We start from the raw sequence: 23,572 nt of genomic DNA, 5'->3' as shown, positions 1-23,572 counted from the left end.
CGCCAACGCCGTGGAGCTCATGGGCCAGCCCGACATCGACGGCGCGCTGGTGGGCGGCGCCTCCCTGGTGGCCGATGACTTCGCCGGCATCATCCAGTTCCACGCCCGCTGAGCCCCGCCCGGCCCGGCCCGAGCGCTCCGCCGAGCCGCGCCGCCGCGACGATGATGACGGGCCGAAGGTGAAGGGTCTGGGCGATCACGTGCCGGCCTTTCTGATGCGTCCCGTTCGCGTCGGCTAAGTCGTTTCATCAACGGCATTTTAACCAGGATGGCCTAAGGTCACCTCGTGGGCGCGGTTCAGGCGCCGCCCCACGGAGGGGCGCATGCCGCCGTTGACACGGACAGGATGTCCCGCTTCGATTCTTCATCGGGGCTGCCAGAGCTTTGCGGCTATGTCTGTCTCTTGTCCGGACTGTTGATCGCATGAGCGACCAAGCGCCGCCCCTTTTCCCGCCGGACGATCTCGCCGAACGCGTCGTCGTGGCGATGCGCGAGCACGGGTCACCGACCTATCCGCGCGCCTTCGAGGTCTGGTACGCCCATCTCAGCGGCGAGGTCCCTGCCGTCACCATGGCGATGCAGGCGATCATCACCGGAAGCGATGGCCGCGTCGGCGCCGCCGACATCGACAGCCTCTATGACCGTTTCATCGGCACCGAGCGCCTCGCGCGCCATGCCGAGCGCACGAGTCTGCAGGTTCTGGGCGAAATCGATGGGCTGATGTCGCTCGTCGACAAGGCGCTGGATTCGAGCGAGCGCTATCATGGCCGCCTCTCCGCCATGTCGGAGGACGTGCCCCCGCCTGCCGACCGCCAGAAGCTGCGCGAATGGGTCGAGGCGCTGGTGATGTCGACGCGCGAGGAGGTCACGCGCAAGACGAAGCTCGAGGCGCAATTGCGCGACAGCTCCAATGAAATCCGCAACCTGCGCGAGGCGCTCGAATCGACGCGGGCCGAGGCGCTGACCGACCCGCTGACGGGGTTGGCCAACCGCCGCCATTTCGAGGAGATGCTGCAGAAGTCGATCGACCAGGCGACGTTGCGGCGCGAACCCTTTGCGCTGGTGATGGCCGATATCGACTTCTTCAAGCAGTTCAACGACGCCCATGGCCATCTCACGGGCGATCAGGTGCTGCGGCTCGTCGCCCGCACGATGAAGGACAAGTTCAAGGACAAGGCGATCATCACCCGCTTCGGCGGCGAGGAGTTCGCCGTCATCCTGCCCGATGCCGACCTGATCGCGGGCAAGTTCGGGGCGGAGACCGTGCGCCAGGCGCTGCTGACGCGCGAGCTGGTGAAGCGCTCGACCAACGAGAACCTGGGACGCATCACGATTTCCCTCGGCGTCGCCAGCTATTCGCGCGGCGACACGGCGGCGTCCCTGACCGAGCGGGCCGACCAGGCGCTGATGGCGGCCAAGCGCGCCGGCCGCAACCGCACCGTCACCGAAGATGCGGTCGAAGCCGCCAGCCGCGTCGCCTGACGAGGACCGTCCCGGCCACTCAGTGGGCGGGGGCGGACTCCGCGCGCGGCTTGATCTCGACCGATTCGCCACAGCCGCAGGCCGAAACCTGATTGGGGTTGTTGAAGACGAAGGTCGACGAGAAGCGGTCCGTCCGAAAATCCAGTTCGGTGCCGAGCAGGAACAGCACGGCCTTGCCGTCGACGATGACGGTCGCACCCTTCTCGGTGACCACTTCGTCGCCCTTGGCGGCCTCGCGCGCAATCTCAAAGGTGTATTCCATCCCGGCGCAGCCGCCCTTCTTGACGCCGACGCGCAGGCCCAGCGCCGGCTCCGCGCCATCCGACTGCGCCATGATCTCGCGGATCCGCGCCGCGGCGGCATCCGTCAGCGAAACGACCTTCAGGCCGGGTATCGAAAACATCCGTCGTCCCTCCCCAATCGGGTTCAAGGCCCGATGAAGCAAGATTGCACCCTCCTACATAAGGATTGCCGAAGGAAAGGTCGAGGTGTGGGCACGCAGGGCGATGCCGCGCCCAGGATGTTGCATGGCCGCCTGCGCCATGCACTGTGACGCCTCCTCCCTCGGCATCACCCCGGCGACATCCTCCCATGGCTTACCGCACCCACAGTCCGCAATCGCTGCGCGCCCTCGTCCAGGACATGATCGTCGCCGCTGGCTGGAGCGCGGAGGCCGCGGCCGAGACCGCCGAGCATCTGGTGCTGGCCAATCTCAGCGGCCATGACAGCCACGGCATCGGCATGCTGCCGCTCTATTTCCAGTCGCTCGCCGACGGGAACCTGTCCCCGGCCTCGCGGCCGCAGACGCGGCTCGATGCGGCGCCGTTCCTGATCATCGATGCGGGCGTCGCGCTCGGCCAGCCTGCCGCCCGCAACGCCGTCGAGCAGGCGGCCACGATGGCGAAGACCGGCGGCGTCGCGATCCTGAACCTGCTCGACGCCCACCATATCGGCCGCATAGGCCATTATGCCGAGGCCGCGGCTGCGCAGGGGCTGATCTCGCTGTTCTGGGTCAATGTCGCCGGCCGTCCGCCGATCGTGGCGCCGCATGGTGCGAAGGAGGCGCGCTTCGGCACCAACCCGCATGCGATCGGCATCCCCGTGCCGGGCGGCGACCCGATCATCCTCGATTTCGCGACCAGCCGCATGGCGCATGGCAAGGCCCGCGTCGCGCTCAACAAGGGCGTCGCCGTGCCGCCGGGCTTCATCATCGACGGCGAGGGCCGCCCGACGACGGAGCCGCGCCACGTCTTCCCGCACGCGCTCGCGCAGGGCGAGGCGCTCGGTGCGCTTCTGCCCTTCGGCGACCACAAGGGCGCGGGCCTGTCGCTGATCGCGGAGCTGCTGTCGGCCGGTCTGATGGGCGCAGCCCGCATCGACCAGAAGCCGGCCAAGAGCTGGATCATCAATTCGCTGTTCGGAATCCTGATCGATCCCGCGAGGCTGGAGCCCAGCGAAGCCCTGCGCAAGGAGCGCACCGAGAGCTACCTCGCCTTTGTCCGGGCGGCCAGGCCGCAGGACGCGGCCGATCCGGTGCTGACGCCGGGCGAGAAGGAGCGCGCCATGCGGATCGAGCGCGGGGCGGCCGGCATCCCGCTCGACGACGAGAGCTGGTCGCAGATCAGGGCTGCCGCCGCCGCCCATGGCGTCGACGCCGAGCGCTACTGACGAGACGGGCCCCACCATGACGCTGAACGGCTACAACGCCTTCTGCTCCGGCCTGCCGGCCACCAGCAGCGTCGTGCAATGGGGCGGCGCCCATGTCTGGAAGGTCGGCGCCAAGGTCTTCGCCATCGCCCGCACCGATGACGGCGTCGCGCTCTCGGTGACCTTCAAATGCTCCTGGGCGAGCTTCGACATCCTGAAGGAGCAACCGGGCCTGCGCCCCGCCCCCTATCTCGCCTCGCGCGGCATGAGCTGGATCCAGCGCCTGACCGACGAGACGATGCCGGATGACGCGCTGGAGGATTATCTGCGCGAGAGCCACCGGCTGGTCGCAGCGGGGCTGACGAAGCGGGCGCGGGCTGAGCTGGGGCTCGACGTCCCAACCCGTTCCCGTTCCCGCCAGGGGTAGCCCCATAAGCGGGTCGTCCCGGACAAGCCGCGCAGCGGCGCCGATCCGGGATCCATTCCGGAGCATCGATCGGTGAGGTTCCGGAAGGGATCCCGGGTCTTCGCTGCGCTGCGCCCGGGATGACGGCGCCCCTTCTTGCAATGCCTTGTCAGTTCGCCCTCACAGCAGCGCCTCGCCCCTGAACACCGGCACACAGGAGCCGCCGACGGTGGCGCGGATGCCATCCGCATCACGGCGCGCCGTGAGCTGCAGCAGGCTCGGGCGGCCCATCTCGACGCCCTGGGTCAGGGTGAAGGTCGCGCTGTCGCCGCCATCGAGCGACAGCAGCAGGGCCGCCAGTGTCGCGCTTGCGCTGCCGGTGGCCGGGTCCTCCCAGGTGCCGCTGATCGGCGCGAACATGCGGGCGCGGATCGACTGGCCGTCGCGGACATAGAGGAACAGCGAGAGCCGCCCCTCCAGACCGGGCGTGGCGTCGCGCAGGGCGCGGAACCGGGTGAGGTCCGGCGTGGCGCGCGCCAGCGCCTCGGAGGTCACCTCCGCCAGGACGAAAAAGACGCCGACCGAGGCGCGGATCGGCTTGTGCCTGCTGACGAGCACATCCTCGGCTTTAAGCCCGGCGCAGGCCGCGATCGCCTCGGCCGGCAGCTCGACGCCCGTCGAGAGCGGCTGCGGCGCGGCGATGGTGGCACCGGAAATCTCGCCGGCGGCGTCGCTGGCGACCTTGACCTCGACGAGACCGGCGATCTCCTCGAAGCGCAGCACGCCGCCGCTGTCGCGGCCATGGCGGGCCAGCACGAAGGCGGTGCCGACATTGGGATGGCCGGCAAAGGGCATTTCATGGGTGCGGGTGAAGATGCGCACGCGGGCCGTGTTGGCGGGGTCCGCCGGGGGCAGCACGAAGGTCGTCTCGCTGTAGTTCATCTCGGCGGCGAGCGACTGCATCTCGGCATCCGACAGGCCCCGAGCGTCGGTGAACACCGCGAGCTGGTTGCCGCCGAAGCGGGTTTGCGTGAACACGTCGACGGTCTCATAGGCATAGTGGCGCATGGTTGTCTCCCCGCCGCGCGAGGGGCGCGGCCTTGGGCGGCTTGATGCCACCGATCACGGCGCGGCGATAATCACGCTCGCAGATGCAATCGATCAGCCCTGGTGATCGACGACGCGGAACGATTGCCGCCCGCCCCGGTTCTCACGGGGACGCGCACAGGAGATCGCCATGGCCAACGACACCGGAAAACCCCTCGGCCAGCCCGGGCACGACACGCCCCGCCGCCCAGGCCAGCCCGGCGAGCAGCATCAGAAGCGTCCAGGGCCGAGCCCGGATTCGTCCCATCCGACGGGACCGAGCGCGCCTTACGATTCCGATTCAGGCGAGGTCGCGGAGCGCATCCGGCAGGATGCCGCCGGGCAGTATGGCGAAGGCACGCCCAGCCCCAACAAGGACGGGCTCACCAGCGCCAACCCGGTCGTGCTGTCGAAGGATGGCGACGCCACGAGCGGCAACGGCCATGGCCGCGACCGGGATGGGTCGCAGACGAAGCAGGAGTAGCCTGCGCGCCGCCAGATCCTTCTTTCAAAGCAGAAAGTGAAACCCGAAGCCGAGAATGACGAACCCGGCCGCCACGACCTGCGCGACGAAGATTGGCTTCAGCCTCGCCTTTTGCGCTGCCCGGAAATCGGCCCGCTCGGCGCGTGACATGCGGTCGCGCGCCTTGAACTGCTCCTCGATCACCCGAGGCTCTGCACTTGCGGCGTCTCGCTCCAGATCCATCCGAACCGCGATGAGGGCAATGACGAGACCGAGAACACCCAGGCCGAAGAAGCCGACCAGACGCAAGGCACCATAGAACACGCCGATCGCGAGGGCCGCGAGCACAGGAAACGCGACATAGTCCCATTTCGTGAAGCGCATGGTGGTGACTATGGCGGCCCTACTGGGGGCCGTCCAGCCTCACCACATGTCGAGGGCGACCCTGGCCTCGTCGGACATGCGCGACTGGTCCCAGGGCGGGTCGAAGGTCATGCTGACAGTGACGCCGGAGACGCCGTTGACCGTGGCGACCGCGTTTTCGACCCAGCCCGGCATCTCGCCCGCCACGGGGCAGCCCGGGGCGGTCAGCGTCATGTCGATCGCGACCTGGCGGTCGTCGGCGATGTCGACGCGGTAGATCAGCCCGAGTTCGTAGATGTCGGACGGGATCTCCGGGTCATAGACCGTCTTCAGCGCCGCGATGATGTCATCGGTCAGACGGTCGATCTCCTCCGGCGGAAGGCCGGTGCCGGCGCCCATGGTCGGGGCGTTGGGCTTGATCTCGTCGGCGACGGTGTCGGTCATGGGCTTCACAATCCTACTCAAGCGAACAGGCTTTCGGCCTTTTGCAGGGCTTCGACGAGCCTGTCGACCTCGTCCATGGTGTTGTAGAGGCCGAATGAGGCCCGGCAGGTCGATGTCACACCATATCGCGTCATCAGCGGCATGGTGCAATGGGTGCCGGCGCGAACCGCGACGCCGGCGCGGTCGATCACCGTGGCAACGTCGTGGGCATGGGCGCCCTTCATCTCGAAGGCGACGATCGCGCCCTTGTTCTTCGCCTTGCCGAAGATGCGGATCGAGTTCATCTCGCCGAGACGCTGCATCGCGTAGGCGCCGAGCCGCGCCTCATGGGCGGCGATGTTCTCAGCGCCGAGCGCCATCATGTAGTCGAGCGCGGCGCCCAGCCCCACGGCCTCGATGATGGCGGGCGTGCCGGCCTCGAAACGATGCGGCGGGTCGTTATAGGTCACCGTGTCTTCGGTGACGGTGACGATCATCTCGCCGCCACCTTCATAGGGCGGCAGCTTCTCAAGCCATTCGCGCTTGCCCCAGAGGATGCCGGAGCCGGTCGGCCCATAGGTCTTGTGGCCGGTAAAGCAGTAGAAGTCGCAGCCCAGCGCTTGGACGTCGACCGGCAGATGCACTGCGCTCTGGCTGCCGTCGACGACCAGCGGGAGGCCGTGCGCCCGGCAGATCGCGGCGATCTCGGGGATCGGCAGGATGGTGCCGATCGCGTTCGACATATGCGTCAGCGCCACGACCTTGGTGCGCGGCGAAATCAGCTTCTCGAACTCCTCGACCAGGAAGTTGCCGTCCTCGTCGATTGGCGCCCATTTGATCACGGCGCCATGGCGCTCGCGCCAGTAGTGCCAGGGCACGATGTTGGAGTGGTGCTCCAGGATCGAGAGGATGATCTCGTCGCCCTCGCCGAGCTGCAGATGGCGGCCAAGCGAGGAGGCGATCGTGTTGAGCGCGCCCGTCGAGGAGCGCGTGAACACGATTTCCTCGATATGAGCGGCGTTGAGGAAGCGGCGCGCGCTTTCGCGGGCGCCCTCATAGGCTTCCGTCGAAGCGTTGGCGAGATAGTGCAGCCCGCGATGGACGTTGGCATAGTCCTCGCGCATCAGCCGCGACATCGCCTCGATCACCACCTCCGGCTTCTGGGCGGAGGCCGCGTTGTCGAGATAGACGAGCGGTTTGCCGTAGACCTCGCGCGACAGGATCGGGAAATCCCGGCGGATCGCTTCGATGTCGTAGGGCTTCACCAGCGCGTTCATGTCCTCAAGCCTTTCCCGGCGAGGCCGCAGCCTTGTCGGCGACCAGTTCGCCGGCATGGCCCCAATCCTCGCGCTCGATCTCCTGGATCACGATATGGGTATTCTGCGGGTTCTTGCCGAGCACGCGGACGAGCGTCTGCGTGAACTCCTTGACGATCTCGGCCTTCTGGGCCCGCGTCGCGCCCTTGGTGATCTGCAGATTGACGTAAGGCATCAGATCGCACTCACCACGGAGGAGGCTTCGCGTTTGCCGAGCCAGGCCTCGATCTCGGCCATGACGAGGCCACGCAGGGTTTCGTCCTGCACGAACTCGACCGCCTCGCCGGCAAAGGCCTGCAGCACCAGCGCCTCGGCCTGCGGCCGCGGCAGGCCGCGCGCCATCAGGTAGAAGAGCTGCTCGCCGTCGATCTGGGCGACGGTCGCACCATGGCCGCAGACGACGTCGTCGGCGAAGATCTCGAGCTCGGGCTTGTTGAACATGGTCGCGCCATCGTTCAGCAGCAGCGCGTTGCTCTTCATGTTGCCATCGGTCTTCTGGGCGTGCTGGCGCACGATGACCTTGCCCTGGAAGACGCCGGTGCCCTCCCCGCCGATGATCGACTTGAACATCTCGCGGCTGGTGCCGTGCGGCACCTCATGGTCCATGACCAGCGTGACGTCGGAATGCTCGGAGCCGCCGAGCAGATTGACGCCGCGCAGGCCGATCTGCGTGTGCTCGCCGGCATAGCGGACGAAATGCTGCTGGCGCAGCGTGCCGGCGTTGCAGACCAGGGCGAAGGACTCGAAATTCGCGTGCGCCCCGACCGTGGCGAGCAGGCTCAGCACCTGGACGGTCTCGGGCACATGGCGCGTGACCATGCGCAGATGCTGCACATCGCTCTCGTCGCCGGTCTCGAAGACGATCGCGCCGTTGATCTGCGAGGCGGCGGAACCAGCGCTTTCGCTGATCTCGATGATCGTCGCCTTCGCGCCGGCACCGGCCAGCACGACCGAGCGGTGGAAGAGCGCGCGCTCCTCCTCGCCAGAGGCGAGCGAGACGATGGCAACCGGCTGAGCCAGTTCCGTGCCCGCGGCGATCTCGATGAAGACGCCGTCGCGCATCAAGGCGGTGTTGAGCATCAGCCCGGCATCGGCATCGGCGACGCCGGGTCCTGAGAGGACACGGGCAATGTCGTCGCGGCCGGCAACCAGCGCATCGGCCAGACTCTGGACGCTCAGCCCCTCGGGCAGCCCCTCCAGCGTCGACAGCTCGGGGACGAAGACGCCATCGACCAGCACCAGCCGGACGCCATCGAGCGCCAGTTCGGCCAGACGCGCGCGCACGGCGTCACTGACGAGCGCGCTCTGCGCGAGCGGCCGCGCCTCGCGCAGCAGGCCGCGCAGGTCGGTGTAGCGCCAGGTCTCAAGCCGGCGATGGGGCAAGCCCTTGGCCTCGAAGCCGGCGAAGGCGTCCTCACGCAGCTTGCGGACCGGCAGAGCGCCGGGCAATTCGGCCTTGGCGGCGGCGAACTGGGCGCTCAGCGCCTGCTCGGCCGCCGTCTTCAGCGGGGTGACGACGGACATCACGCCGCCTCCACATAGGCCGCGTAGCCCGACTTCTCGAGCTCGAGCGCCAGCTCCTTGCCGCCCGTCTTCACGATGCGGCCCTTCGACATGACGTGGACGGTGTCAGGGATGATGTGGTCGAGCAGGCGCTGGTAGTGGGTGATGACCAGGAAGCCGCGGCTCTTGTCGCGCAGCGCGTTGACGCCGTCGGCGACGATGCGCAGCGCGTCGATGTCGAGGCCGGAATCGGTCTCGTCGAGGATGCACATGGAGGGCGAGAGCAGCGCCATCTGCAGGATTTCCATGCGCTTCTTCTCGCCGCCGGAGAAGCCGACATTGAGCGGCCGGCGCAGCATGTCCTTGGCGATGCCAAGCTTGTCGGCGGCGCCGTTGACGGCCTTGATGAAGTCGGGCGTCAGCAGTTCGGCCTCGCCGCGGGCGCGGCGCTGGGCGTTCATCGCCGCCTTCAGGAAGGTCATGGTGGCGACGCCGGGGATCTCCAGCGGGTACTGGAAGGCCAGGAAGATGCCGGCGGCGGCGCGGGCGTCGGCCTCCATCTCCAGCACATTCTCGCCATTGAGCAGGATCTCGCCGTCGAGGACCTCATAGTCCTCCTTGCCGGCGATGACATAGCTCAGCGTCGACTTGCCGGAGCCGTTGGGCCCCATGATGGCCGCGACCTCGCCGTCGTTCACGGTGAGGTTGAGGCCGTTGAGGATCTGCTTGTCTTCGTCGGCGATCTTGACGACGAGGTTGCGAATTTCGAGCATGGTTTCAGGTCCGGATTTCCGCCGCGTCATGCTGGGCCCTGTGCCGAGCATCCACGACTTGAACAGTGAAGAGTGGCGATAAGGTCGGGCCGGGCCCGACCATGGCAGGTCAGTCGATCAGCATCATTCGACCAGTTCGAGGCGCTTCTCGATGCGGTCGATCCGGGCTTTCAGCCCGGCGATCTCGCCGTCATGCAGCGCCTGCGAGCCAAGCAGGCCCGCCATATGCTGCCGCATCACGATCATCTCGCCGCGCATGCCGGTCATCTCGTCCTTCATCGACGACATATCCGCACGCATCGCCCGCAGATGTTCGAGAATGAGATGTTCGACCTTGTCGTTCATCACCCCACGCTCCCCTCGAGCGAGATCGTGATCAGCTTCTGCGCCTCGACGGCGAACTCCATCGGGAGTTGCTGCAGCACCTCCTTGACGAAGCCGTTGACGATCAGCGCCACCGCCTCCTCCTCGGAGAGGCCGCGCTGCTGGCAGTAGAACATCTGGTCCTCGCCGATCTTCGAGGTGGTGGCCTCGTGCTCGAAGACGGCGGTCGCGGTCTTGGCCTCGATGTAGGGGATGGTGTGGGCGCCGCACTGGTCGCCGATCAGCAGGGAGTCGCAATTGGTGAAGTTGCGCGCGCCCGTCGCCTTGCGGTGGGCCGAGACCATACCGCGATAGGTCGAGTCGGATTTCCCGGCCGCGATGCCCTTGGCGATGATCTTCGAGGTCGTGTTCTTGCCGAGATGGATCATCTTGGTGCCGGAATCGACCTGCTGGGCGCCGTTCGACACCGCGATCGAGTAGAACTCGCCACGCGAGCCGTCACCGCGCAGGATGCAGGACGGGTACTTCCAGGTGATCGCCGAACCGGTCTCGACCTGCGTCCAGGAGATCTTGGAGTTCTTGCCCCGGCAGTCGCCGCGCTTGGTGACGAAGTTGTAGATGCCGCCCTTGCCCTCGGAGTCGCCCGGATACCAGTTCTGGACGGTCGAGTACTTGATCTCGGCATCGTCGAGCGCGATCAGCTCGACCACCGCCGCATGGAGCTGGTTCTCGTCGCGCTTGGGCGCCGTGCAGCCTTCGAGATAGCTGACATAGGAGCCCTCGTCGGCGATGATCAGCGTGCGCTCGAACTGGCCGGTGTTCTGCTCGTTGATGCGGAAATAGGTCGACAGCTCCATGGGGCAGCGCACGCCCTTGGGGATGTAGACGAAGGAGCCGTCGGTGAAGACGGCGCAGTTCAGCGTCGCGAAGTAGTTGTCGGTCACCGGCACGACGGTGGCGAGGTACTTCTTCACCAACTCGGGATGCTCGTGGATCGCATCCGAGATCGAGCAGAAGATCACGCCGGCCTGGGCCAGCTCCTTCTTGAAGGTCGTCACCACCGAGACCGAGTCGAAGACGGCGTCGACGGCGACCCGGTTCTCCGGCGCGACGCCGGCCAGGATCTCCTGCTCGCTGAGCGGGATGCCGAGCTTCTTGTAGGTCTCCAGGATCGCCGGATCGACCTCGTCGAGCGACTGCGGCGCCGGGCCCTTGGGGGCGGCATAATAATAGATGTTCTGGTAGTCGATCGGCGGGTAGTTCACCCGCGACCAGGCCGGCTCGGTCATCGTCTTCCAGCGGCGGAAGGCGTCGAGCCGCCATTCCAGCATCCATTCCGGCTCGTTCTTGCGGCCGGAAATGTAGCGGACCGTGTCCTCGGTCAGCCCCTTGGTGGGCTTCTCGACTTCGATCTCGGTGACGAAGCCGTATTTGTATTCGGTCACGTCAATGGACTTGACCTGATCGATGGTCTCCTGGACCGCTGCCATGTCTACTCTCCTGTCGCGGGTTCAAGGCCCGCCGGTTTGGTCTTTGTCGTGCGCAGCGCGTCAGGCGGCAGCCCGCGCGCTCCGATCCGAGGTTGCAGCCAGCGCTTTCGCATAGGCCGCGAGAAAGAGGTCGATGTCGGCCTCGCAGGTGGTCCATCCGAGCGACGCCCGCAAGGCCCCTGCGCTCATGGCAGGGTCTATATTCATGGCGGCCAGCACATGCGAGCGCTTGACCTTGCCTGACGAGCAGGCCGAGCCCGAGGACAGGGCAACGCCCGCGAGGTCGAGCTTGATCAGCAGCGTCTCCGCCGTGAGGCCGGGCGTCGCGAAGGCGCTGGTGTTGGGCAGGCGCGGCGCGGATGCCCCGAAGATCGCCGTTTCCGGCGCCAGCCCCAGCAATCCCGCTTCCAGCCTGTCGCGCAACCCGCCGAGCCGTTCCGCCTCGGCCTCGCGCGCGCTCCCGGCGAGGGCGGCCGCCGCGCCGAAGCCGACGATGCCCGGCACATTCTCGGTGCCGGCCCGCCAGCCGCGCTCCTGCCCGCCGCCGCGCAGCGGCTTGTCGGCGAGTTCGAGTGCGCCGGTGCGGAAAACGATCGCGCCGACGCCCTTGGGGCCGCCGAGCTTGTGGGCCGAGAGCGTCAGCACATCGACGCCGAGCGCTTCGATGTCGATGGCGATCTTGCCGGCGGCTTGGACGGCATCGCTGTGAACCAGCGCACCGAACCGCCTGGCGATCGCCGCGATCTCGGCGACCGGCTGGATCACGCCGGTCTCGTTGTTGGCGAGATGGACGGAGACCAGCGCCCGCGCGCCCGGATGCTCCGTGGCGAAACGCTCCATCCGCTCAGCAAGCCAGGCCGTATCGACCCGTCCATCGGCACCGACCGGGATCGCCTCGGCGGCGTCCTTACGAAAGCGATGACCGTCGCGGACGCAAGGATGCTCGGTGGCGCCGAGCAGAAGCAGCGAGGCCGGGGTGCGGACGCAGTCGCGCCCGCCATCGCAATCCATCAGGCCGGGCGAGAGCACCGTCGCATTGGCTTCGGTGCCGCCGCTGGTGAAGACGATGTTGGACGCCTTCGCGCCGACCAGGCCTGCGACCTGCTCGCGCGCCCGCTCAATCGCGGCCCTGGCCGCCCGGCCCTCGGCATGGACCGAAGAGGGGTTACCGGGCATCGCCAGCGCGCGCGCCATCGCCTGCGCCACCTCGGGGCGAACCGGGGTGGTGGCGTTGTGGTCGAGATAGGCGCGGGCCGACCCGGTCACTCTCTGGATGCTCCGATTTGCCTTGTCGATCTCGTCATGTCGGCGTCATCCGGCACGAAAGGCTTGAATTGGGACCCCAGCACCGTGCTATAGCCGCCCATCCAAACCGGTCTGGCCGGGGACAGCGCCCGTGCCACAACCGGCATCCGCGCTTGTTCCCGACTTGTTCACGGCCGTTAGAACCATTCTAAGTGCCCTGATGTAGGGCGCACGCGGCGGAGCCGTCAAGGGCGACCGGGCCAAGGGGCGGCATTCTGCCGCCTGAGTGGCCGGCGTCGGCGACCTTCCGACCCAACACAAGGCGACAAAACGATGCCCGAGGTGATTTTCAACGGACCCGCCGGCCGGATCGAGGGCCGCTACCAGCCCGCCAAGAAGCGCGGCGCGCCGCTGGCCATCATCCTGCACCCGCACCCGCAGTTCGGCGGGACGATGAACAACCAGATCGTCTACAACCTGTTCTACACCTTCGTGAACCGGGGCTTCTCGGCGCTGCGCTTCAACTTCCGCGGCGTCGGCCGCAGCCAGGGCCATTTCGACCATGGTGCGGGCGAACTCTCGGATGCCGCCGCGGCGCTCGACTGGATGCAGGCGCTCAACCCCGAGGCGAAGAGCTGCTGGATCACCGGCGTCTCCTTCGGCGCCTGGATCGGCATGCAGTTGCTGATGCGCCGGCCCGAGATCGAAGGCTTCATGTCGATCGCGGCGATGGCCAACCGCTATGATTTCTCGTTCCTGGCCCCCTGCCCCTCCTCGGGCCTGTTCGTCCATGGCTCGGAAGACCGCGTCGCCCCCGTCAAGGAGGTGATGGCGGTGATCGAGAAGGTGAAGACCCAGAAGGGCATCCAGATCGAGCACACGGTCGTCGAGGGCGCCAACCACTTCTTCGACGGCAAGGTCGACGTGCTGATGAGCCAGGTCGGCGCCTATCTCGACCGCATGGTCGGCCCCGAGATCATCAAGAGCGAGCAGGAAAGCGTCTGATCCGCTTGCCGCAACGGCGTCATCCCGGACAAGCCGCGGAGCGGCGCTGATCCGGGATCCATCGGAGGGCGACGCTCGATGATGGATTCCGGCACTCCGCTTCGCTACGGCCGGGATGACGACAAGGCCGACAGCCCCAGAACGATCCGAGCATCACGATGACCACCTACAAGTCCGACTTCCTGCGCGTTCTCGACGAGCGCGGCCTCGTCCATCAGATCTCCGATCCGGCGGGCCTGGATAAGCTGTGCTGCGAGGGCACGCAGACCGCCTATGTAGGCTACGACGCCACCGCGACCTCGATCCACATCGGCAACCTGATCTCGCTGACGATGCTCTACTGGTTCCAGGAGACCGGGCACCGGCCGATCACGCTGATGGGCGGCGGCACCTCGATGGTCGGCGACCCCTCCTTCCGCGACGACCAGCGCAAGCTGCTGACGGTCGAGGAGATCGCCACCAATATCGAGAGCATCAAGCGGGTCTTCGGCCGCATCCTTCGCTATGGCGACGGCCCGACCGACGCGATGATGGCCAATAATGCCGACTGGCTGCTGAAGCTGAACTATGTCGAGTTCCTGCGCGAGGTCGGCCGGCATTTCTCGGTCAACCGGATGCTCTCCTTCGATTCGGTCAAGCTCCGGCTCGACCGCGAGCAGTCGCTGTCCTTTCTCGAATTCAACTACATGATCATGCAGGGCTACGACTTCGTCGAGCTCAACCGGCGCCATGGCTGCCGCCTGCAGATGGGCGGCTCCGACCAGTGGGGCAACATCATCAACGGCGTCGACCTCTCGCATCGGATGGGCGGGCCGCAGCTCTACTGCGTGACGACGCCGCTCCTGACCACCGCGTCCGGCGCCAAGATGGGCAAGACCGCCAATGGCGCCGTCTGGCTCAACGCCGACGTCTTCAGCCCCTATGATTTCTGGCAGTATTTCCGCAACACCGAGGACGCCGATGTCGGCCGCTTCCTGAAGGTGTTCACGCGCCTGCCGCTCGACGAGATCGCGCGCCTCGCGGCGCTCGGTGGCTCCGAGATCAACGAAGCCAAGAAGATCCTGGCCACCGAGATCACTGCAATCGTCCATGGCCGCGAGGCGGCGGATGCAGCCGCCGAGACGGCGCGCAAGACCTTCGAAGAGGGCGGCACCGCAGCCGATCTACCGACGGTTATTGTCATCAAGCCTATGCTTGAGAACGGATTGGGCGTGCTCCAAGCCTTCTTGATGGCTGGTTTCGTTCAATCGATCAGCGAAGCCCGTCGGCAGGTCAAGGCCGGGGGCCTGCGCGTCAACGATGCCGTCGTCACCGACGAGCGCGCCATGCTCGGCATGTCGGATCTGGCGGAGGGCGCGATCAAGCTCTCCTTCGGCAAGAAGAAGCACATCCTGCTGCGGCCGGAGTAACCGGCCTCAGCGCGTCGGCGCCGGATTGGGCTGCAGCGGCTTTTGCGCGGGAGCCCCGCCGAGCGGATCGACGAAGCGGCGCAGGATGCCCGGCGCGATCGCCGAGAGCGGGTTGATCGACATGGTCGGCGCGCTGGCTGCGCCGGCGATCCTGAAATTGACCGCGAACAGCCCGCCATACTGGCTGCCGCCGCCGAGCAGCGCCCCCACCAGGGGGACCTGCGCGAAGGCGTTGTTGAAGGCATAGCCCGGCACGAAGGTGCCGCCGATATCGACGCGGTCGCGGCCGTAATCGACATTGCCCTGCAGGGTGAAACCGACCTGCTGGCCCCAGATCACCATGTCCGAGATATCGAGGCGGCTGGCGGAGCGGGTGAATTCCGCCCGCAGCTTGGTGAAGGCGACTTCGCTGACATTGATGGGCAGGGGCGGCGCCGCATTGTCGGCGCGGTCGCCCCCGAGCGACTGCCCGCCAACGACGCGGCGGAGCGCCGGCTCGTCGCGGACGACGAAGTTGCGGAACAGCAGTTCGCCGCTCTGGCGCGTCTCGCCCGGCCCGAGATTGAGGATCAGATCGCCGCCATAGGCGCGGCGGTAGATATCGACGAAGCGCAGCAAGGCGCCGCCATTCTCGGACTGGACGAGCAGCCCGCCCGCCGCCTCGCCCACGCGCGACACCTGCTTCGCCGTGACGTCGGCGCGGCCGATCCGCCCCTGGAAGCCGATCGTGCGCAGATCGCCGCCGCGCTTCTGCAGCTTCAGCGTGGCGTTGGTGATCGCCTCGTTGTTGAAGCCGGTCAGGATCGGCACGTCGAGATCGAGGTCGAGGTCGCCGCCACGGGCGCCGGGCTTGTCGCCCCGCGCGGCCGGGCCCGATGCGCTCTGCAGATCGCGAATGAAGGGGCGGACATCGGCGACCGCGCCTTTCACGACCAGCTTCGTCAGATTGCCCTCGCGCTTCGCATCGATCTTGAGGTTGTCGCCCGTGGAGACGCGGAACTGCGAGAAGCTCGCACTCTCGAAAGCATTGTTCCGGTCGAGCTCGACCCGGCCGCGGATCAGCGCCGGTGTCGATTCGAAGAGGAATTCGTCGAGTTCGGGCCCGTCCGCCTCGGCGATATAGTTGAAGCTCAGTTTGGCCGCCCGGCCCGCCGGCTTGCTGAACCCCGGGATGAGGCCCTCGAGCGAGGCCTTGGTCAGGTCGTTCTCGACCCGCGGAACGCCCGACACGCCCTTGCCCAGCGCCTTCGTGACCTTGACCTGCACGAGACCATTGATGCCGACCTCGGGGCCGAGGCCGCGCTTCTGCCGCGCCGCATTGTCGAGCGCCAACGCCAAGGTCGCCTCGCCCTTGCCACGGGGGTCCTGCCGGATCTCGACCTGGGCGCGGTCCCCGCCGATGCGGGCCTCTCCGCGCAAGGCCAGACCGGTCCGGTCGAGATTGACCGTCAGATTGCCGCCTTCGAGCTTTTCCGTGCCGAGCAGCGTGTCGGAGGCCACGCCCGACAGCGTCCCCGTGCTGGTGACGACGATCTCGCCGGGGCGCGGGTCGTCGACCAGGGCCAACGCTACGACGCTCCGGAGATCGCTGGAGCCGCGCAGGCTCTTGGGATCGAGATCGGCGGGCGCGAACTCCTTCAGCGCCGGAAAGGAAAATAGCGCGGCCAGTGCCTCCATCGAGCCCGTCGAACGGAATGCGGCCCGCGCCGGGGCGCGGGGCGTCCAGGTTTCGGGAATGTCGAAGCTGCCGTCGCCGAGTTGCAGCTGCCGGCCCTCGCCCAGATCGGCCGTGGCCTTGGCAATGGCGAGCTTGACCGTGCGGCCCGTCACCCTGCCCGAGACCTTCGCATCGATCAGCGCGGGCAGGCCGGGGCCCGGCAGAAACCGCACCTGCGAGGCCTCGACGACGACAGTGAGCGCGTCGTCAGGAATCCCCGCGCCTTGCAACATCCGGGCGTGATCGGCGGCCGGCAGGTCAAGATCGACGCGCACCGAGGCGATGCGCCCCGCCTGGACCTGACGCGACAACGTGCGGTGAACCTCGTCCGAGGTCCAACGCGGCCACAGCGCCAGCGCCGCCCGGGGGTCTGAATCCGTAGCCGTGATCGAAAATCGCTGCAATGGCGAGCCGCCGACCTGCTGAACCAGTCCTCGTCCTTCGGCCCGGATCGCCGGGCCTTGCACCGAGAGCGTCTCGATCAGCGCCTCGCTGCTGCGCGGATCGATCCGCAGCTCTGCCTTCGCGGACGAGATCGCCACGGGCGGATCGGAGTCGATCCCGGCGAGTTGGCCGCTCGCCTCGAGGCTGGCGCGCCACGCGCCGTCTTCGGCCCGCAGGCGGCCATGGCCTGTCAGGCGGGTATCCCCGGCATCGATCGCGACCGACCTCATGTCGATCACCGAGAAATCGCCACTGCTGGCCAGCTCGACATGGGCCGCCTCCACCGCAATCGGCGGCATCGGCCCGTCGGGGAAGCGGATGACGCCGGGCAGCACGTCGATCCGTGCCGTGATCTCCCGGCGCCCATCGGTCGTCTGGCTCAGGCTGGCCTTGCCGCGCAGGGGAAGCCCCTCGATCGTCAGCCCGCCCGTCCCCAGTGCCAGCGCGACGACCTCCGCCGGTTCGAAGCGCACGATGTCGATATCAGCGCGTTGCGTGCCGTCGGACTGGGTCGTCAGGTCGATGGCGAGCTCTTTCCAGCGGGGGCCCGTGCGGCCCTTCAGGGTGAGCCGCGTGGCGCGCTCGCCCGTGCGTGTCAGCCGGATCTCGACATCCTCGAAGCCCGCCTTCTGCCGTCCTTCGGGATCGACCAGCGACAGGCGTGCGCCGTTCATCCCGGCGGTCTCCAGCGCACCCAGCAGCCCCTCGCCCTGGCCGAGCGTGGCTACCGCCGCCATCACGCCGGTGAAGGCGTTCCATTGCGATGCATCGGGCAGCGTCGAAGGCGGCTGCGGCTCGGCGGGAGCCGAATCGGCATTGACGATCAGGGCGCCATCCTTGTTGACGCCGAGCCGGACATTGACGCCGCGCAGATCGACCGAGGTCAGCCGGATGTCGCCGCGCAGCAGGGCCATCGGCTCATAGCCGAGAATGGCTTCAGGCGCGCGGATCGCCGCCCCGCTCTTGTGGCGAAAGGCGACCTGCCGCACGCGCAGCTGGGCGCGCCCATCGATGCGGCCGAGTTCGGCGGCGGCAGCCTCGACCGTCCAGTCGCGCCCGAGACGGTCCTGGATCGCCTGCGCGATGCGGCCCTCCAGCCCCGACAACGGCACCAGACCGGTCACGAGCAGGGTCGCGGCGGCACCCGCCAGCGTCAGCACCGCGACGACGACCGCGACAGCGATGGTCGCAAGGCCGGCCCTGGCGCGCCGCGTCACCTCGACCACGTCGCAATCCGGCCCGGATTGCGACGTGGTCGAAGCCGAAGCAGCGTCCGGCTTGTTGGCATCCTGATGCTGCAAGGCCTGTTCGATCCTCTCGCCGCAGATGATCCGTCGCGTGCGGCACGGCGTAAAGCGCCAGCGTGATCGCCAGGGGGCACCGACAGCGCAGCCTGCCGACGCCGCATCCGACGAATCGACGAGACACCCTGTTTCAATACCGGCCGACACGCTACCATGACGCTCGGACCTGCGTTCGGCCATGCAGCGCGAACGCGACGAAAGGAAGGCAGATCAATGGCTTTGCAGGAAGGTGACGCAGCTCCCGCTTTCACGCTCGGGCGCGACGGGGGCGGCATGGTGTCGCTGGCGGATTTTGCCGGGCGCAAGCTCGTGCTCTACGCCTACCCCAAGGACGACACGCCGGGCTGCACCCAGGAGGCGATCGCCTTCAACGGCCTGCGCGCGGAGTTCGCGGCGGCGGGCACCGAGATCCTCGGCATCTCGCCCGATCCGGTAAAGAGCCACGACAAGTTCAAGGCCAAGCACAAGCTGGAGTTCGCGCTGGCCGCCGACGAGGCGCAGGCCGCGCTCCAGGCCTATGGCATCTGGGTCGAGAAGAGCATGTATGGGCGGACCTATATGGGCGTGGAGCGGACGACGTTCCTGATCGACGCGCAGGGCAAGGTCGCGCGGGTCTGGCGCAAGGTCAAAGTCCCCGGCCATGCCGCAGAGGTCCTGGCCGCGGCCAAAGAGATCTGAGGCGAAACCCCTCCGGTTTGCGAAAGATTAACCTTAACAGGGTCTGATGACGGTATCGGCAGCGTAACATTCCGGTCCCGCGTACATGACACATCCTGCTTCGACAGGCCCCGCCCTTCCCGTATCCGGTCTCGTCACGCACAAGACCTATACGATCCGCCGCTCGACCGTGCTGGCGGGCCTCGCCCTGCTGGCATTGACCACGGCGGGCAGCGGCGCGGCGGGTTGGTACATCCTCAGCAAAGACGATCTCGCCGCCCGGCTGGTCGCCCGCGAGACCACCCGCCAATACGCTTATGAAGACCGGATCGCGGCGCTGCGCGCCGATGTCGACCGGCTCGCCAGCCGCGCCCTGCTCGACCAGGACGGCGTCGAGGCCCGCGTCGACGAACTGGCCACCCGCCAGGCCGAGCTGGAATCACGCCAGTCCCTCGTCACGGCGCTGGCCGATACGCTGCAGGCCGGCGGCATCATGTCGCCGCAGAAGGCCCCCTTGCGGCCGCGGATGATCAAGCCCGAGGAACCGGTCCGCGCTTCGGGCGTGACCAGCTTCGCGCCGATCATGCCGACGAAGCCGACGCCGGCGCTTGATTCGCCCGCGCTGCGCGGCGCCAGCGATCGCAAGGCCGACACCTGGACGTCCGGGCAGGCCGAGATCCAGCCGCCGGCCAAGCGCGTCGAGGCCGCCCTCACCCGTCTCGACCGGGCGATCACCAACACATCCGGCGCCCAGCTCGCCGCGCTCAAGGACATGGACGAGACCCTGGCGGCGTCGCAGAAGCGTCTGCGCGGCGCTCTTTCCGAAACCGGGCTCGACACCGACAAGCTGGCCGCCCAAAGCAGCGTCGCGAAAGGCGGGGTCGGTGGCCCCTTCGTTCCGTTCAAGATCGATCCCTCGACCGGCCCGTTCGAAGCGACGCTCAGCGCCTTGCAGCCGCGCATCGCGGCGGTGATGCGGCTTCGCAGCCTCGCCGGGCAGCTGCCGCTCGCCAAGCCGATGGCCGGCGAGGTCGATTTCTCCTCGAATTACGGCTACCGGGTCGACCCCTTTACCCGGGCGCCGGCCATGCATACCGGCGTGGATTTCCGCGCCGAGAGCGGTTCGCCGATTCGCGCCACCGCCCCGGGCAAGGTCATCACCGCCGAATACTCGGGCGGTTATGGCAACATGGTCGAGATCGAGCACGCCAACGGCATCACCACGCGCTACGCCCATATGTCGGCGATCCTGGCCTCCGTCGGGCAGAGCGTGACGACCGGAACCGTGGTCGGCCGCGTCGGCTCGACCGGCCGCTCGACGGGCCCGCATCTGCATTACGAAACCCGCATCAACGACGAGCCGGTCGATCCCGCCCGCTTCCTGCGCGCCGGCGGCAAGCTGGCGGCGCTCGACTAGGACGCCGGACACAGGTTTTGCCTCGGCTTTAGCTGCGTTTCAGCGACCATCGCATCCCAACGCCTTGCATCGCGCCGCCCGCTTGCCTATCGCTCGCGCGAACGCGAACCAGGGCGGATACGAGATGAGCAAGCCTGACGGCAACGGACTGACCTATGCGCAGGCGGGCGTCGACATCGATGCCGGCAACGCCATGGTCGATGCCATCAAGCCGCTGGTGCGCGCGACGCGCCGGCCGGGTGCGGATGCCGAAATCGGCGGCTTCGGTGGGCTGTTCGACCTCAAGGCGGCAGGCTTCACCGACCCGATCCTGGTCGCGGCCAATGATGGCGTCGGCACCAAGGTCAAGATCGCGATCGAGAGCGGGCGGCATTCGACGATCGGCATCGATCTCGTCGCGATGTGCGTCAACGACCTGATCGTGCAGGGTGCCGAGCCGCTGCTGTTCCTCGACTACTACGCCACCGGCAAGCTCGACCCCAAGGTCGGCATCGAGATCGTGCGCGGCATCGCCGATGGCTGCCGCCAGGCCGGCTGCGCGCTGATCGGCGGCGAGACGGCCGAAATGCCCGGCATGTATGCCGAGAAGGACTACGACCTTGCGGGCTTCGCGGTCGGGGCGGCCGAGCGCGGCGCGCTGCTGCCGCGGGCCGATCTGCAGCCCGGCGACGTCGTCTTCGGCCTGCCCTCCTCCGGCGTCCATTCCAACGGCTATTCGCTGGTCCGGCGGATCGTGGCGCTGAGCGGCCTTGCCTGGGAGGCGCCCGCCCCCTTCGCGCCCGAGACCAGCCTTGCGGAGGCGCTGCTCGTGCCGACGCGGATCTACGTCAAGCCGCTGCTTCAGGCGATCAAGGCGACCAGCGGCATCAAGGCGCTGGCGCACATCACCGGCGGCGGCTTTCCCGACAACATTCCGCGCGTCCTGCCCGACGGTCTCGGCGTCTCGCTCGACCTCGCGGCGATCCCAGTCCCTCCCGTCTTCGGCTGGCTGGCGAAGGTCGGCGGCGTCGCCGAGCGCGAGATGCTGCGCACCTTCAACTGCGGCATCGGCATGATCGTCGCGGCCGAGGCGGCCAAGGCCGACGAGGTGATGGCGGCGCTGGCGGCGGCGGGCGAGGCTCCGGTGCGGCTGGGCGAGGTCGTGCCGGTGGCGGACGGCGAGGAGCAGGTCGCCTATCGCGGCAAGCTGTCGCTGTGAGCGAGGCGACGATCCGCCCGCGCGTCGGGATCCTGATCTCGGGGCGCGGGTCCAACATGGTCTCGCTCGTCGAGGCCGCGCGCGCGCCCGGCTATCCCGCCGAGATCGCGCTCGTGCTGTCCAACGTGCCCGGCGCGCCCGGGCTGGAGCGGGCGCGCGATTTCGGCATCGCGACCGCGACCGTCGATCACCGCGCCTTCAACAAGGACCGCGAGGCCTTCGAACGCGCCATGGACGATGTCCTGCGCGTCAACCAGATCGATCTCGTCGTGCTGGCCGGCTTCATGCGGATCATGACGCCCTGGTTCGTCCGGCGCTGGGAGGGACGGATGATCAACATCCATCCCTCGCTGCTGCCCCTGTTCAAGGGCACGCATACGCATCGGCAGGCACTTGAAGCCGGCGTCGCCGAGCATGGCTGCAGCGTGCACTTCGTCGTGCCAGAACTCGATGCCGGGCCGGTGATCGCACAGGCGAAGGTCCCGGTTCTGGCGGGCGACGACGAGGATACGTTGGCGTCGCGCGTGCTCGTCGAGGAGCACCGGCTCTATCCGATCGCGTTGGCGGAGGTGGCCGCGGGCCGCGCCGCACTGGTCGACGGGGCGGTCGTCCGGCGCTGAGCCTCGTCGAGCCGCTCCGCCTCCTGACGCCGGCTGGCGTCGGCCAGACAGCGCGCCTCCTCTTCCTTCTGCCAGCGCCGGAAGAGATCGGCCCGGCGGGCGGGGTAGCGTTCCTCCCGTGCCACGAGATCGGTGATGCGGTCCGTGCGAAAATGGCGGAAGTCCTGGCGCAGCTCGCACCAGGCGATCACAATCCGGACGCGGTCGTAGAAGGTCATGCCGATCGGCCAGATCATGCGCTGCGTGTCCTGGCCGCTCTCGTCGCGGTAGCGGACCTCGAGCTTGCGGCCCTGGCGGATCGCCGCGCGCACGGCGGCGACATCGACCTGATCGACGGGGGCGTCGCGGCCATAGGCGGGCGCAAACAGCGCGCCGTCGAGCAGGATCGGCCGCAGATGCGGCGGCAGGACCGCGGCGATCTTGCTGACCACGTCCTCGGCCGCGCGCGCCAGAACGGGGTCGGCGCGCTCGCCGAGCCAGCGCATGCCGACCAGCACGGCCTCGATCTCATCCGGGGAGAGCATCAGCGGCGGCAGGTCGAACCCGGCATCGAGGACATAGCCGATGCCGGCCTCGCCGCGCACCGGCACGCCCTGGCGCACCAGCGCCGCGATGTCGCGGTAGACGGTGCGCACCGACACATCGAGCTCGGAGGCCAGCGTCTCGGCCGTCACGGGCCGGCGCCGCCGGCGCAGGCTCTGGATCATGTCGAGCAATCGTTCGGCGCGCTGCATATCGACGGTCCCCCTAGGCCCTGGCTGCTGTCAGCATGCCCCAGCCCTGCTGACAGGTTTTGTCAGCAGCATGTCAGGAGACGACGCGTCGCGGAGTCAAGCTCGGCCGCATCCGGCCGTCACCGCGCCGGGCGTCAGATCGGCCGCTTCAGCTTGCAGCGGTCGATGAAGCCGAGGCCCTTCTCGCGGGCCGAATCGTTGAAATAGCCGGTGTCGCGGAAGGCCTGGATCTCATCCTTGGTCATCGCCGCGACGGTGCCCTTGGCGTAACAGCTGCAGGGCGTGTGGACCGCCTCGCGCGTCGTGCCCATCAGGCGCGACTGCGTCACCAGGCAGGCGTCGAAGGCGCGCAGCTGGATCATGTAGGGGGTCAGGTTCTTGGCGGTCGGATCGGGCGGCGGCAGGGCGCTGCCGCCGCTCGCCGCCTGCGCGCCCAGCGTCGCTAGCACAGAGATCCCACCGGCCAGGAAGACCGCACCCATCCGCCGCATCATCATGATTTCGTTCGTCCTTCGAGAGCAGACGCATCGGCACCGTGGAACGGGC

25 protein-coding genes are annotated in these 23,572 nt (G+C 67.9%); 11 read left to right on the top strand and 14 right to left on the bottom strand.

The window, feature by feature from the left end:
• Positions 1–112 (top strand): triose-phosphate isomerase (locus tag Q8S38_RS15550; RefSeq protein WP_305681338.1); only part of this gene is annotated, 112 nt, incomplete at its 5' end.
• 311 nt (positions 113–423) lie between these two features.
• Positions 424–1,482: a GGDEF domain-containing protein gene (locus tag Q8S38_RS15545; protein WP_305681328.1), complete on the top strand. Its 1,059-nt coding sequence runs from the start codon at positions 424–426 to the stop codon at positions 1,480–1,482.
• A 19-nt stretch (positions 1,483–1,501) separates the two neighbouring features.
• Here the strand turns inward: Q8S38_RS15545 and Q8S38_RS15540 are convergent, their stop codons facing one another.
• Positions 1,502–1,885: a HesB/IscA family protein gene (locus Q8S38_RS15540; protein WP_305681327.1), complete on the bottom strand. Its 384-nt coding sequence runs from the start codon at positions 1,883–1,885 to the stop codon at positions 1,502–1,504.
• A gap of 188 nt (positions 1,886–2,073) precedes the next feature.
• Between Q8S38_RS15540 and Q8S38_RS15535 the strand changes: the two genes are divergently transcribed.
• The gene (locus tag Q8S38_RS15535; protein WP_305681326.1) at positions 2,074–3,150 is read left to right on the top strand and encodes a malate/lactate/ureidoglycolate dehydrogenase; all 1,077 of its coding nucleotides are present in this window, start codon (positions 2,074–2,076) and stop codon (positions 3,148–3,150) included.
• Between the two features lie 16 nt (positions 3,151–3,166).
• On the top strand, positions 3,167–3,556 hold the full coding sequence (locus Q8S38_RS15530) for an MmcQ/YjbR family DNA-binding protein (protein ID WP_305681325.1): 390 nt from the start codon (positions 3,167–3,169) through the stop codon (positions 3,554–3,556).
• A 159-nt stretch (positions 3,557–3,715) separates the two neighbouring features.
• On the opposite strand, the gene Q8S38_RS15525 is transcribed toward Q8S38_RS15530, so the two are convergent.
• Positions 3,716–4,603: a PhzF family phenazine biosynthesis protein gene (locus tag Q8S38_RS15525; RefSeq protein WP_305681324.1), complete on the bottom strand. Its 888-nt coding sequence runs from the start codon at positions 4,601–4,603 to the stop codon at positions 3,716–3,718.
• 169 nt (positions 4,604–4,772) lie between these two features.
• On the opposite strand from Q8S38_RS15525, the gene Q8S38_RS15520 reads away from it, so the two are divergent.
• Positions 4,773–5,105: a hypothetical protein gene (locus tag Q8S38_RS15520; protein ID WP_305681323.1), complete on the top strand. Its 333-nt coding sequence runs from the start codon at positions 4,773–4,775 to the stop codon at positions 5,103–5,105.
• Positions 5,106–5,129: 24 nt separating this feature from the next.
• Here the strand turns inward: Q8S38_RS15520 and Q8S38_RS15515 are convergent, their stop codons facing one another.
• The 9 genes from Q8S38_RS15515 to Q8S38_RS15475 all read right to left on the bottom strand — a co-directional run bounded on the left by Q8S38_RS15515 (position 5,130) and on the right by Q8S38_RS15475 (position 12,542).
• Entirely contained in the window at positions 5,130–5,468 is a 339-nt protein-coding gene (locus Q8S38_RS15515; RefSeq protein ID WP_305681322.1) for a hypothetical protein, read from the bottom strand.
• 39 nt (positions 5,469–5,507) lie between these two features.
• Positions 5,508–5,846 carry an SUF system Fe-S cluster assembly protein gene (locus tag Q8S38_RS15510; RefSeq protein ID WP_305681337.1) on the bottom strand — a complete coding sequence of 113 codons (339 nt, stop codon included), beginning with the start codon at positions 5,844–5,846 and terminating at the stop codon, positions 5,508–5,510.
• A gap of 62 nt (positions 5,847–5,908) precedes the next feature.
• On the bottom strand, positions 5,909–7,147 hold the full coding sequence (locus tag Q8S38_RS15505) for an aminotransferase class V-fold PLP-dependent enzyme (protein ID WP_305681321.1): 1,239 nt from the start codon (positions 7,145–7,147) through the stop codon (positions 5,909–5,911).
• Between the two features lie 4 nt (positions 7,148–7,151).
• On the bottom strand, positions 7,152–7,361 hold the full coding sequence (locus Q8S38_RS15500; protein ID WP_305681320.1) for a tautomerase family protein: 210 nt from the start codon (positions 7,359–7,361) through the stop codon (positions 7,152–7,154).
• Positions 7,361–8,710, bottom strand: coding sequence for a SufB/SufD family protein (locus tag Q8S38_RS15495; RefSeq protein ID WP_305681319.1), 1,350 nt, complete (start codon positions 8,708–8,710; stop codon positions 7,361–7,363). The genes Q8S38_RS15500 and Q8S38_RS15495 overlap by 1 nt, the downstream gene beginning before the upstream one ends.
• Complete coding sequence (gene sufC / locus Q8S38_RS15490) at positions 8,710–9,462, bottom strand: Fe-S cluster assembly ATPase SufC (RefSeq protein WP_069055126.1); 753 nt, start codon at positions 9,460–9,462, stop codon at positions 8,710–8,712. Before sufC ends, Q8S38_RS15495 begins: the two co-directional genes overlap by 1 nt.
• Before the next feature lie 123 nt (positions 9,463–9,585).
• Positions 9,586–9,807 carry a hypothetical protein gene (locus Q8S38_RS15485; RefSeq protein WP_054143439.1) on the bottom strand — a complete coding sequence of 74 codons (222 nt, stop codon included), beginning with the start codon at positions 9,805–9,807 and terminating at the stop codon, positions 9,586–9,588.
• Positions 9,807–11,276 (bottom strand): Fe-S cluster assembly protein SufB, encoded by a 1,470-nt coding sequence (gene sufB, locus Q8S38_RS15480; protein ID WP_305681318.1) that lies wholly within the window; start codon positions 11,274–11,276, stop codon positions 9,807–9,809. Before sufB ends, Q8S38_RS15485 begins: the two co-directional genes overlap by 1 nt.
• A 60-nt stretch (positions 11,277–11,336) precedes the next feature.
• Positions 11,337–12,542 (bottom strand): cysteine desulfurase family protein, encoded by a 1,206-nt coding sequence (locus tag Q8S38_RS15475; RefSeq protein WP_305681317.1) that lies wholly within the window; start codon positions 12,540–12,542, stop codon positions 11,337–11,339.
• Positions 12,543–12,854: 312 nt separating this feature from the next.
• On the opposite strand from Q8S38_RS15475, the gene Q8S38_RS15470 reads away from it, so the two are divergent.
• Positions 12,855–13,526: an alpha/beta hydrolase gene (locus Q8S38_RS15470; protein WP_192641492.1), complete on the top strand. Its 672-nt coding sequence runs from the start codon at positions 12,855–12,857 to the stop codon at positions 13,524–13,526.
• Between the two features lie 158 nt (positions 13,527–13,684).
• Complete coding sequence (tyrS, locus tag Q8S38_RS15465; RefSeq protein WP_305681316.1) at positions 13,685–14,935, top strand: tyrosine--tRNA ligase; 1,251 nt, start codon at positions 13,685–13,687, stop codon at positions 14,933–14,935.
• Positions 14,936–14,941: 6 nt separating this feature from the next.
• On the opposite strand, the gene Q8S38_RS15460 is transcribed toward tyrS, so the two are convergent.
• Entirely contained in the window at positions 14,942–18,397 is a 3,456-nt protein-coding gene (locus Q8S38_RS15460; RefSeq protein ID WP_305681315.1) for a hypothetical protein, read from the bottom strand.
• 216 nt (positions 18,398–18,613) lie between these two features.
• Here Q8S38_RS15460 and Q8S38_RS15455 point away from each other — a divergent pair, with 216 nt between their 5' ends.
• The 4 genes from Q8S38_RS15455 (at position 18,614) to purN (ending at position 22,292) form a co-directional block, all read left to right on the top strand.
• Positions 18,614–19,078, top strand: a complete 465-nt coding sequence (locus Q8S38_RS15455; RefSeq protein ID WP_305681314.1) for a peroxiredoxin — start codon at positions 18,614–18,616, stop codon at positions 19,076–19,078.
• A gap of 85 nt (positions 19,079–19,163) precedes the next feature.
• Positions 19,164–20,474: a M23 family metallopeptidase gene (locus tag Q8S38_RS15450; protein ID WP_305681313.1), complete on the top strand. Its 1,311-nt coding sequence runs from the start codon at positions 19,164–19,166 to the stop codon at positions 20,472–20,474.
• A gap of 124 nt (positions 20,475–20,598) precedes the next feature.
• On the top strand, positions 20,599–21,672 hold the full coding sequence (purM, locus tag Q8S38_RS15445) for a phosphoribosylformylglycinamidine cyclo-ligase (protein WP_305681312.1): 1,074 nt from the start codon (positions 20,599–20,601) through the stop codon (positions 21,670–21,672).
• Positions 21,673–21,728: 56 nt separating this feature from the next.
• The gene (purN, locus tag Q8S38_RS15440; RefSeq protein ID WP_305681336.1) at positions 21,729–22,292 is read left to right on the top strand and encodes a phosphoribosylglycinamide formyltransferase; all 564 of its coding nucleotides are present in this window, start codon (positions 21,729–21,731) and stop codon (positions 22,290–22,292) included.
• Here purN and Q8S38_RS15435 read toward each other — a convergent pair.
• Together Q8S38_RS15435 and Q8S38_RS15430 are read right to left on the bottom strand one after the other, a co-directional pair.
• On the bottom strand, positions 22,220–23,026 hold the full coding sequence (locus tag Q8S38_RS15435) for a helix-turn-helix transcriptional regulator (protein ID WP_305681311.1): 807 nt from the start codon (positions 23,024–23,026) through the stop codon (positions 22,220–22,222). The genes purN and Q8S38_RS15435 overlap by 73 nt on opposite strands.
• 134 nt (positions 23,027–23,160) lie before the next feature.
• Complete coding sequence (locus Q8S38_RS15430; RefSeq protein ID WP_305681310.1) at positions 23,161–23,523, bottom strand: hypothetical protein; 363 nt, start codon at positions 23,521–23,523, stop codon at positions 23,161–23,163.
• Positions 23,524–23,572 lie beyond the last annotated feature (49 nt).

The sequence above is a fragment of the Allobosea sp. genome (assembly GCF_030695125.1).
Lineage (GTDB): Bacteria > Pseudomonadota > Alphaproteobacteria > Rhizobiales > Beijerinckiaceae > Allobosea.
Note: the sequence above shows the minus strand (reverse complement) of the source record. Positions and strands in the feature narration are given on the sequence as shown.